The sequence below is a fragment of the Mesorhizobium sp. M0621 genome (assembly GCF_040320745.1).
Taxonomy (GTDB): Bacteria; Pseudomonadota; Alphaproteobacteria; order Rhizobiales; family Rhizobiaceae; genus Mesorhizobium.
On sequence record NZ_JAMYQF010000063.1, the window covers coordinates 25804 to 34669 of the forward strand.

The 8866-nt window shown below is 60.3% G+C and carries 10 protein-coding genes and 1 pseudogene; 8 read left to right on the forward strand and 3 right to left on the reverse strand.

The features are described from left to right. Positions 1–6 precede the first annotated feature (6 nt). The 8 genes from NKI38_RS28980 to NKI38_RS29015 all read left to right on the forward strand — a co-directional run bounded on the left by NKI38_RS28980 (position 7) and on the right by NKI38_RS29015 (position 6886). Positions 7–318 carry a MocE family 2Fe-2S type ferredoxin gene (locus NKI38_RS28980; RefSeq protein ID WP_352663730.1) on the forward strand — a complete coding sequence of 104 codons (312 nt, stop codon included), beginning with the start codon at positions 7–9 and terminating at the stop codon, positions 316–318. A 1-nt stretch (position 319) separates the two neighbouring features. Next, positions 320–1102, forward strand: a complete 783-nt coding sequence (locus NKI38_RS28985) for a TIM barrel protein (RefSeq protein ID WP_352663732.1) — start codon at positions 320–322, stop codon at positions 1100–1102. A gap of 8 nt (positions 1103–1110) precedes the next feature. After that, a complete protein-coding gene (locus NKI38_RS28990; protein WP_352663734.1) occupies positions 1111–1923 on the forward strand; it encodes a 3-methyl-2-oxobutanoate hydroxymethyltransferase in 813 nt (270 codons plus the stop codon). A gap of 87 nt (positions 1924–2010) precedes the next feature. Further along, the gene (locus NKI38_RS28995; RefSeq protein ID WP_352663736.1) at positions 2011–3474 is read left to right on the forward strand and encodes a phospholipase D-like domain-containing protein; all 1464 of its coding nucleotides are present in this window, start codon (positions 2011–2013) and stop codon (positions 3472–3474) included. 169 nt (positions 3475–3643) lie between these two features. Further along, positions 3644–4498, forward strand: a complete 855-nt coding sequence (locus tag NKI38_RS29000; RefSeq protein WP_352663738.1) for an endonuclease/exonuclease/phosphatase family protein — start codon at positions 3644–3646, stop codon at positions 4496–4498. Positions 4499–4561: 63 nt separating this feature from the next. Further along, positions 4562–4927: a hypothetical protein gene (locus NKI38_RS29005; RefSeq protein ID WP_352663740.1), complete on the forward strand. Its 366-nt coding sequence runs from the start codon at positions 4562–4564 to the stop codon at positions 4925–4927. 94 nt (positions 4928–5021) lie between these two features. Next, on the forward strand, positions 5022–5780 hold the full coding sequence (locus NKI38_RS29010) for an SDR family NAD(P)-dependent oxidoreductase (RefSeq protein ID WP_352663742.1): 759 nt from the start codon (positions 5022–5024) through the stop codon (positions 5778–5780). Positions 5781–5977: 197 nt separating this feature from the next. Then, positions 5978–6886 carry a hypothetical protein gene (locus NKI38_RS29015; RefSeq protein WP_352663744.1) on the forward strand — a complete coding sequence of 303 codons (909 nt, stop codon included), beginning with the start codon at positions 5978–5980 and terminating at the stop codon, positions 6884–6886. Positions 6887–7012: 126 nt separating this feature from the next. On the opposite strand, the pseudogene NKI38_RS29020 reads toward NKI38_RS29015, so the two are convergent. The 3 genes and pseudogenes from NKI38_RS29020 to NKI38_RS29030 all read right to left on the reverse strand — a co-directional run. Next, a pseudogene (locus NKI38_RS29020) lies at positions 7013–7390 on the reverse strand (IS1 family transposase); the annotation flags it as partial. Between the two features lie 3 nt (positions 7391–7393). After that, complete coding sequence (locus tag NKI38_RS29025) at positions 7394–7819, reverse strand: DUF6941 family protein (RefSeq protein ID WP_352663746.1); 426 nt, start codon at positions 7817–7819, stop codon at positions 7394–7396. Then, entirely contained in the window at positions 7819–8232 is a 414-nt protein-coding gene (locus NKI38_RS29030) for a helix-turn-helix domain-containing protein (protein WP_352663748.1), read from the reverse strand. Before NKI38_RS29030 ends, NKI38_RS29025 begins: the two co-directional genes overlap by 1 nt. Between the last annotated feature and the right edge of the window lie 634 nt (positions 8233–8866).

Sequence of the window (8866 nt, forward strand, 5' to 3'; positions counted from 1 at the left end):
AGAAAGATGGCTCTATGGATTGATGCGTGTGCGACCGACGATATCGAGGAAGAGGACGTCATCCGCTTCGATCACGAGGGCCGGACATTCGCCATCTACCGCAGTCCCGACGAAGCGTTCTTCTGCACCGACGGGCTGTGCACGCATGAAAAAGTGCATCTCTGCGACGGGCTGGTTATGGAATACAGGATCGAATGCCCGAAGCATAACGGCGTGTTCGACTACCGGACCGGCGAAGCGCTGCGCGCACCGGTCTGCGTGAACCTGAAAACCTACAACACCAAGGTCGAGGACGGCCGCGTGTACATCGAGGTCTGACATGTCTGATACCTTTACCCTTGCGGCTTGCGCCGAGATGCTCTGGCGCGACAAGCCGATGGAATGGCGCGTCAAGCGCCTCACCGAAATGGGCTTCCAGGTCGGCCTCTGGAACTGGCCCGATCACGACCTTGCAATGCTCGAGAAATCCGGCGCGACCTTCTCGATCATGAACGGCTATCTGCGCGGCAGGCTTGCCGACGACGAGGGTGCCGCCGAACTGTTGAAGACAGCTAAGGAGACAGCGGCGGTCGGCAAGCGCCTCGGCGTCGCGCGGCTCAATTTGCACGGTACCGGGCTGGGCGAAGGCGGTCTGCCGGTCACGCCTTGCGAGATCGTCACCGGCGCGATGTGGCTCAAGGCGCGCGACACATTGAACCGCATTGCCGATCTCGCCGAGGCCGAAGGCGTGACGTTCACGCTGGAGAATTTGAACCTGCCGGTCGACCATCCCGGCGTGCCGTTTGGACGCGCCGAGGACACGCTGGCTTTGGTGTCGAGCGTGAACCGGCCAGGGCTCCGCCTCAATCTCGATCTCTACCATGCGCAGATCGGCGAAGGGAACCTGATCGAACTGTGCCGCGCCAGCCTACCATGGATCGGCGAGGTCCAGGTGGCCGACGTGCCGGGACGCATGGAGCCAAGCACTGGCGAGATCAATTATCGCGGCATCGCCCGAGCATTGAAGGACATGGGCTACCGCGGGCCGGTTGGCATGGAGGCGTTTGCCTCCGGCGATCCCGAGGCGGCACTGCAGGCCTTCCGCGAAGCTTTCACCGTCTGAGGAACAAAATGGTCACCAAGAGCAGCCGCCCCACCGTCGCCGACATCCGCGCCATGAAGGGCCGCGGACAAAAGATTTCCATGCTCTACGTCACCTCTGTCGAAGAGGCGGCCGCGGCGGATTCGGCCGGCGTCGACATGCTTTCGATCGAGGGGCGCTTCTTCTCGCCCGAAATGCGCGAGGCGGCCGGCCGCTGCTTCGTGCAGGTCGGGCTGCCCTACGGCCCCGCCGGCAATCTGGTCACCTCGGAGGATTATCTGAGAACCGCCTACCACTTCATGCGCATCGGCGGCGACTGCTTCTACTGCGCCGCCTCGCTCGATATCCAGAAGACGCTCTGCGACAACGCCGTACCTGTCGTCGCCCATGTCGGCCTGATCCCCTCACAATGCACCTGGACCGGCGGCTTCAAGGCCGTCGGCAGGACGGCCGACAGCGCGCGTGCGGTGTGGGATCACGTCAAGCGCCTGGAGGCCATCGGCTGCTTTGGTGCCGAGCTGGAAGTGGTGCCCGACCGGGTCGCCGAACTGATCACCCGCAATACGCCGATGATCATGCTTGGCATGGGCGCCGGGCCGCATGCCGACGCACAATACCTGTTCAGCGAGGACGTGCTTGGCCACACTGCTGGCCACAGGCCGCGCCACGCCAAGACCTACCGCAACTTCGCCGCCGAATATGAGCGGCTGCAGCGCGAGCGCATCGCCGCCTATCGCGAGTTCATATCCGACGTGCAGACGGGCGCTTATCCCGAGCCGCAGCATGTGGTTCCCGTCGCCGACGAGGAGCTTTCCGCTTTCAAGGCATCTCTGGGTCTATAGCGATATCTGCGGACATGCAGCCCGCTCAATGCGTCGACATGATCGGCCGCATTGCCTTCTGCAATCGCTCGCTGGATAGTCTCGGCCATGTTGGAGACCCTGGCGACTCACTGGCCCCAAATTTTCGCGGTCATCTCCGTGGTGATGGCGACCGTCGGCATCGTTCACGCCGTCATGACCAAGGAGGATGTCCGCGCCGCCACCGGCTGGGTCGGCGTCATGGTGCTGTCGCCCATCCTCGGCGTGCTGATCTATGCCGTCGCCGGCATCAACCGCATCCGTCGCGCCACGATCACCGCGCAGCGTCCGCTTGCCGGCGACCCGGTGTCCGCCAAGCATGAGCGCGACGTCGCCGCCGAAGAGGCCCTGATCGTCGAGCGATACGGGCCGCGGTTCACCGGCTTGAGAACACTGGGTGACAGGGTGGCGCGGCGTGCACTGACACCTGGAAATGCAATAGAGGTGCTGGAGACCGGCGACGAGGCCTATGCGGCCATGTATGCGGCGATCGACGGCGCCGAACGCAGCATCCTGCTCGAAACCTACATTTTCGACAATGACGCCGTCGGCCTGCACTTCGTCGAAGCGCTGGCCGGTGCGGTCCGGCGCGGCGTCGCCGTTCGCGTGCTGATCGATGCCGTCGGCGCCCGCTACTCCGTACCGAGCATCCTGGGGCATCTGCGCGAGGCCAACATCACCGCCGATCTCTTCAACGGCAACCTCGTCATGGGTCTGCGCCTGCCCTATGCCAATCTCAGGACCCACCGGAAGATCCTCGTGGTCGACGGCATGGTCGCCTTCACCGGCGGCATGAACATCCGCAAGGGCTTCTCGGCCGAGTTCGCCGGCTCCAACAGCGCCAGGGACACCCATTTCCGGGTGACCGGTCCGGTCGTCGCCGACCTCTTTTCGGTCGCCGCCGAGGACTGGCGTTTCGCTACCAAGGAGGCGCTGAAGGGCGATGACTGGCGAATTGCCCCGCTGTCACCGTCGCCCGGTGTGCCGATGCTGGTGCGGGCGGTCGCTTCCGGCCCGGATGCCAGCAACGAAACCAACCACAAACTGCTGATCGGTGCATTCTCCGTAGCCCGCAAATCGATCCGCCTGATGTCGCCCTATTTCCTGCCGGATCGAGAACTGATTAGTGCGCTGATAACCGCGGGCAGGCGAGGTGTCGAAATCGACATCGTCGTGCCGGCGGTGAACAACCTTTTCCTGGTCGACCGTGCCATGACGGCGCAATTCGACCAGGTGCTGAAGCATTATTGCCGCGTCTGGCGCACGGAGGGGCCTTTCGACCATTCGAAGTTGCTTTCGATCGACGGCGTGTGGGCCTATGTCGGCTCCTCCAATCTCGACGCCCGGTCGCTGCGGCTGAATTTCGAGATCGACCTCGAGATCCTCGACGCCGGCTTTGCCAGCGAGATCGAAGCGCGCATCCGGTCGGCGCTCGATACGGCCGTACCGGTCACGCTGGAAGCATTGCGAGCCCGGCCGTTCCTTATCAGACTGTTCGACCGGGCCCTTTGGCTCGGTTCGCCCTATCTCTAGGTGGGTTTATCCCTATCTCCAGGTGGGTTCACCCTGTCTCTGGATGAGAGTGAACCCATCTTTACCAAAACGACGTGTTAGGCGGATAGTTTGATGCCGATCATGGAATATAGACTGAAAGACTCTATTTGAGGGGCATGGTGAAAGCAGCGGCCATGGTAGGCACACGATGCGCGTGACCGGACGCAGCCTCCCGGCAAGCATGCTGTTATCCATTCGTGACCGCCGGATGCAGAAGGCAAACGTCGCCGCACACAAGACCACGGCCATCACCGGCACGCTGGTTGCCTCCTACAATGTCCACAAATGCATCGGCGTCGACAGGAAGTTCGACCCGGAGCGGACCGTCCGCGTCATCCGCGAGATCGATCCGGATGTCATTGCATTGCAGGAAGCCGACAACCGCTTCGGCGACCGTGTTGGGCTTCTCGACCTGGCCCGGCTCGAGCGGGAAACCGGCCTTGTTCCGGTGCCGATTTCCGCGACCGGCAAGGGCCATGGCTGGCATGGCAATGTCTTGCTGTTCAAGAAGGGCGTGGTTCGTGACGTGCACCAGATCAAACTTCCGGGCCTGGAGCCGCGCGGCGCGTTGGTGGCGGAGATCGACCTCGATGGAAGCCAGACGCTGCGCGTCATCGCCGCCCATCTCGGCCTGCTGCGCCGCTCGCGCTCCCAGCAGGCACGTGTCGTGCTCGACCTGATGAACAGCCCGGACGAAAAGCCGACCTTGCTGCTCGGCGACCTCAACGAATGGCGCCTCGGCAACCGCTCCGCGCTCAACACGCTGCATGCGACGTTCGGCCCGCAGCCGCCGGCGGTCCCCACCTTCCCCTCGAACCTGCCGCTGCTGGCGCTCGACCGCATCATGGCCAACAGGCATGGCATGATTGCCGCCGTTGACGCGCATGACACGCCGCTTTCGCGGGTTGCATCCGACCATCTGCCATTGACGGCCTTTGTCCAACTGGAGCGCATGGTTGACGCCGATAACGGTTTGATGTCCCAGGCGTCGCAAAGCGTGTAGATGTCCTGTGGAACGCCCGCTTCTTCCACGAGTTGATAGGTCTTGAGTTCGCAGGAGGACCGAATGAAGAAATTGATTTTAGCTTCCGTATTGGCATTTGCCGCAACGGCCGCGGTGGTGGCACCGACGCAAGCCGCAAGCGTGATTATCCAGTCCGACGACGATCAATATTCACCGGACGACCAGTATTCACCGGATGACCAATATTCACCGGATAATCGGTTCGACAATGGCGAAATCATCGTTCGCCGCCATCACGACCGGCGTATTTACGACAACCGGTATGATGACGACCAGAACGCGCAATATGGCGACTACAACGACGGCGAATATCGCCGCCACCACCGGCATCACCGCTGCCACATCGAACTGATCAAGCACTGGCGCCACCACCACAGGGTGATCGAGGAGGTCCGCGTCTGCGGCTAAATCTTGGTCGGGACAACCGGCTGGCGAAAGCCGGCGGGTTTGCCCTATTGTCCCCTCGATCAAGCGTTTCGACGGAAGCAGACGAGGGGTTCGGATGATCGCTTACGATTTCACCGGCAGGCACGCGGTCGTCGCCGGCGCAGGCGGCGGTATGGGCGAGGCGATCACGCTGGCGCTGCTCGATGCCGGCGCCTCCGTCACCGCCATCGACGTCAAGCCGCGCCCAGCGTCCCTCGCCGCCTATGACGACAGGCTCACCTTCGCGCAGGGTGATCTCACCGACGCCGCCTTTGTCGAACAGGCCGTCGGTAAGGCCGGCCGCGAACGCGGCGGCATCGACTATCTCGCCAATGTTGCCGGCGTGCTGTGGTTCGGCCGTGACAGATCGGCGCTCGAGATGGATCTCGACGTCTGGGACGAAGTGTTCAGGATCAATTTGAAATCCTTCGTGCACACGGCGCGGTCGGTCGTGCCGCATATGCGATCGGGCGGTCGCGGCGGTGCCATGGTGCATTTCTCGACCATCCAGTGGTATCGCGGCGACGCCAACCCACAGGACGCCTACCAGGCATCGAAGGCCGGCGTCTGCGCGCTCTCCAAATCGCTCGCCATGCAGTTGGCCGGCGAGCACATCCGCTCCAACGCCATCTGCCCCGGCATGGCGCTGACCCCGCTGCAGGCGCGCTGGGACACCGAGGAAAAGCGTTCGGCCGTTGCAAGCTACGCGCCGCTCGGACGCATCGGCACGCCGCAGGACATGGCCAACGCGGCCCTGTTCCTGCTTTCCGACGCGGCGAGCTACATCACCGGCATCGAGCTTGCCGTCGATGGCGGCCTGCTGATGCGCATGTAGCCAACACACCCGCTGCCGGCTGAGATAACAGAGAAACATCGGCGAATGACTCTATCCAAACGGCTGACCGCGCATCGCAATGATCGCACGACGCCTCCGGCAACTTTAAGGGGCCCGGCGTCATGAACCGGTCGCTACCCGGACAGGGCCTAACCTCGCTACGATACCCTCTGGACACAGCTGCCGAAGGCTGAAAAATGTGGAACGCAACTCGCTTTGGAGTTGAGCCGGAACACCAGGAGGTGGCGCTGAAATTGGAAGACATTGCCGGCCATCCGGCGTTGCATCGCTACGTTCAGGAGCAGTCGCTGGCGCTGATCCAGATCTATCAGGACAGCCCGCGGCTGGCCTCGATTTTTGCCACGCAGCAGCGCTGGCTGATGGGCCATGTCGGCCTTGCCATGCATTTCAGGCGCGACCCGCGCGACCGTCGCAAGGAGCTGACGGTATCGCGTTTCATCGAAGTCGTGCACCAGCACGCGGTGGCTAGCCGCAACACGGCGGACGCTTTCATCAAGGAGATGCTGCACTACCACATTGCCGAGTATGTGTCGGGTGGCGACGGCCGCACGCACCCTTTGCAGCCGACGGCGGCAACCGTGCAGACTTTTACCGGCTGGGTCCTTGCCCATTTGCGGACGCTGGATCGCCTCGACGGTGCTGACCGCTTGGCCAGGTTCCTGGAGCACCCCGAGATGGTTGCCAGGCTGCAGCCTCTGGTGGCGGACGGACTGCTTGCCTCCAAGCCGGTGCGCGAACCCAATCAGACCTTTTCCCTGTTCATCTGGCTCAACAATGGCGGCATCGTCATGGACTGGCTGATGTCGGGCATCGACCCCGATCATGCCGGCCTGGAGCGGATTGCGACCAGCGTGGTTTCGATCGGCGATTTCGCCAAATGGCTCAAGCTGTCGCGAACTCACCTTGCCCGCAAACTGCGCGCTGCCGAGAATCTCGGCAGCATCGGCTGGCTCGGCCAGCGCGGCCATTCGGTGATGTGGGTGTCGAACACCTTCTACCAGGAATACATGACCGTCCAGGCCGCCAAGCTGGCCATAGTCGATGCCGCTTTCGACGCGGCTTTTGACCAGCCGGCAGGCAACTGATCGGTTGGGCATCCCCGTGCGGGAGACGCCCAGGGCAACGAACTCGGGTCAACGGGTTCCTTCGGAGCCTTCACCGGCGCGTTGGCTGACGAAAACGAAAAAACCCGCCTGCGCGGCGGTAGTGTCTCAGTTTGAAATTTCGGCCACTGACTTTTTATAGGGACTACGCTTACCCGGCTTCGGCGCAACGACGTCCATCTTCTCGCAAAGGTCGTCCATCGACCAGAGCGTCTGCGATACGCCAGCGGCCATTGCAGGCGAGGTCTTGAGCGTCTTGTGAATGCGGACGAAGCTGTACCAGACGGTGTATAGCGCAACCATGTGAACGTGATTTTCGAACTTCTTTGAGAATGCATTGGTGAGGCGCGTAAAGCGGCGCATGTGCAACCGCATGGTAAGGTTCTGGCGTTCAACATGCGACGTGCTGACGTGCGCCAGATCGGGCGAGCCTTCAATCCGGGTCTTCTTCGCGCCAGTGCAAACGGCGGGGCTGTAGCGGCGCTCCCCTCAGTTTGCGAGAGCTAGCCTCGCAACTTCAGATTCTATCTTGGGCATTCTGACGACGAAGCTTCCAATTTTTTTTGGCACTTTGCCTAAAGCAAAGTGGATGTCGTAATACCCCTCATCCTGAGCGGGGAAGCCTCTCATCCCGAAACCAAAGACACGGCCGGGTTCGTCGTCTGGCTGCTTTCCTACTTTTTCGGCTATCTTAAGGATTTCCTGCTTCCGTGGTCCGGTTAAAGAAAATGAATAATCACCTTCATAATCAGGGTCACAGTCAATCGAAAGCCGAACAAACAATCGATCTATAATTGCTGGAAACGATCCGACGACAACAACATCGTTGTAAACCCCTATGAGCATTTCCTTACCGTTGTCTTCTTTCCTGGCATCTTCGCAGATTATCACGCTCTTAAGGGTAAACTTGGCCATTATGCCGGCTCCGGTACCCGCTTAATGACTTCTATGTTTTTATAAACAACCTGAGCTGCAGCAGAGCTGGATCCCTCCCGACGACCAAGAGGTGGCGTTTTGGCAGGAGCGTTATCAAATACCTTAAGGCTAGAAAGTGGAGTGATCGCGATATCCAATCTGCAATCCATAGCACGAGCCAGATTGTGTAGCGTCCGGAGCGTCATATTCTTCTGGCCAGATATGCACCTGGAAATCACCTCTGGATTATTCATACCCAGTCGCTTAGCCATCACTTTCTGTGTCAGGCCGGTTTCTTTCGCCGCGTTCCTATACGCAATCTGAACGCTGGAAATTACCTTATGAAGCAACCCATACCATTGCTCAGCTAGGCGCTCTTCCGGAATCCGGGTTTCTGAAAGATGCGTACTCATAGACACTCCTCTCGGGGAACATCATATCCCCTATTTATACAGTTTGAGAACGGTCTTGCCTGCATTCGATACTTGCCAGGGAATAGCTCTTCCCAATCATCAACAGCCCTTTGTATCTGCCGTTTCCATTTTGGATCGCTCTTCCCACCGAAATAACTTCTCGGGCGCTGAAAAAATGCTACAAACGTATCACAATCACCAAAGGCACCAAATATTCGAATGCGATCCGGTCGGGCTTGATTCTGGACTCGCAATTCAAAAATATCTGACTGCCAGCACTTCATATACTGGCAATTATCTATCTCATCACCTTTGATGTAACGCCCCAAGAACGCCTTCACATTGGCAGAGTACTCTAGCGCCTTCCTAGGGTCTTTTCTGGTGAGCGTTTGGAGCAGAGCCGGGGGCATCCATAACTCTCGGACAATGCATTCGTCGGGGTCTAAGGCCACGGGAAACTGCACCAGTTTCCCGTCAGCTATGTTCTCCCCCAATATCGTGCGAAATGACTTATAAGTCAATGCTTGCTTGCTCCCCCAGCAGGGCAATCGCTTCGGGTTAACGGGAGGTGCGTATGGGATGCGAATGTGATTCATGAGGGGCTTCGTGATTTGCGGAGCCCTCGATGTCGCGC

Coding starts and splice junctions, on each gene's coding strand:
- NKI38_RS28980 (WP_352663730.1), top strand. CDS start 7: ATGGCTCTATGGATTGATGCGTGTGCGACCGACGATATCGAGGAAGAG.
- NKI38_RS28985 (WP_352663732.1), top strand. CDS start 320: ATGTCTGATACCTTTACCCTTGCGGCTTGCGCCGAGATGCTCTGGCGC.
- NKI38_RS28990 (WP_352663734.1), top strand. CDS start 1,111: ATGGTCACCAAGAGCAGCCGCCCCACCGTCGCCGACATCCGCGCCATG.
- NKI38_RS28995 (WP_352663736.1), top strand. CDS start 2,011: ATGTTGGAGACCCTGGCGACTCACTGGCCCCAAATTTTCGCGGTCATC.
- NKI38_RS29000 (WP_352663738.1), top strand. CDS start 3,644: ATGCGCGTGACCGGACGCAGCCTCCCGGCAAGCATGCTGTTATCCATT.
- NKI38_RS29005 (WP_352663740.1), top strand. CDS start 4,562: ATGAAGAAATTGATTTTAGCTTCCGTATTGGCATTTGCCGCAACGGCC.
- NKI38_RS29010 (WP_352663742.1), top strand. CDS start 5,022: ATGATCGCTTACGATTTCACCGGCAGGCACGCGGTCGTCGCCGGCGCA.
- NKI38_RS29015 (WP_352663744.1), top strand. CDS start 5,978: ATGTGGAACGCAACTCGCTTTGGAGTTGAGCCGGAACACCAGGAGGTG.
- NKI38_RS29025 (WP_352663746.1), bottom strand. CDS start 7,819: ATGGCCAAGTTTACCCTTAAGAGCGTGATAATCTGCGAAGATGCCAGG.
- NKI38_RS29030 (WP_352663748.1), bottom strand. CDS start 8,232: ATGAGTACGCATCTTTCAGAAACCCGGATTCCGGAAGAGCGCCTAGCT.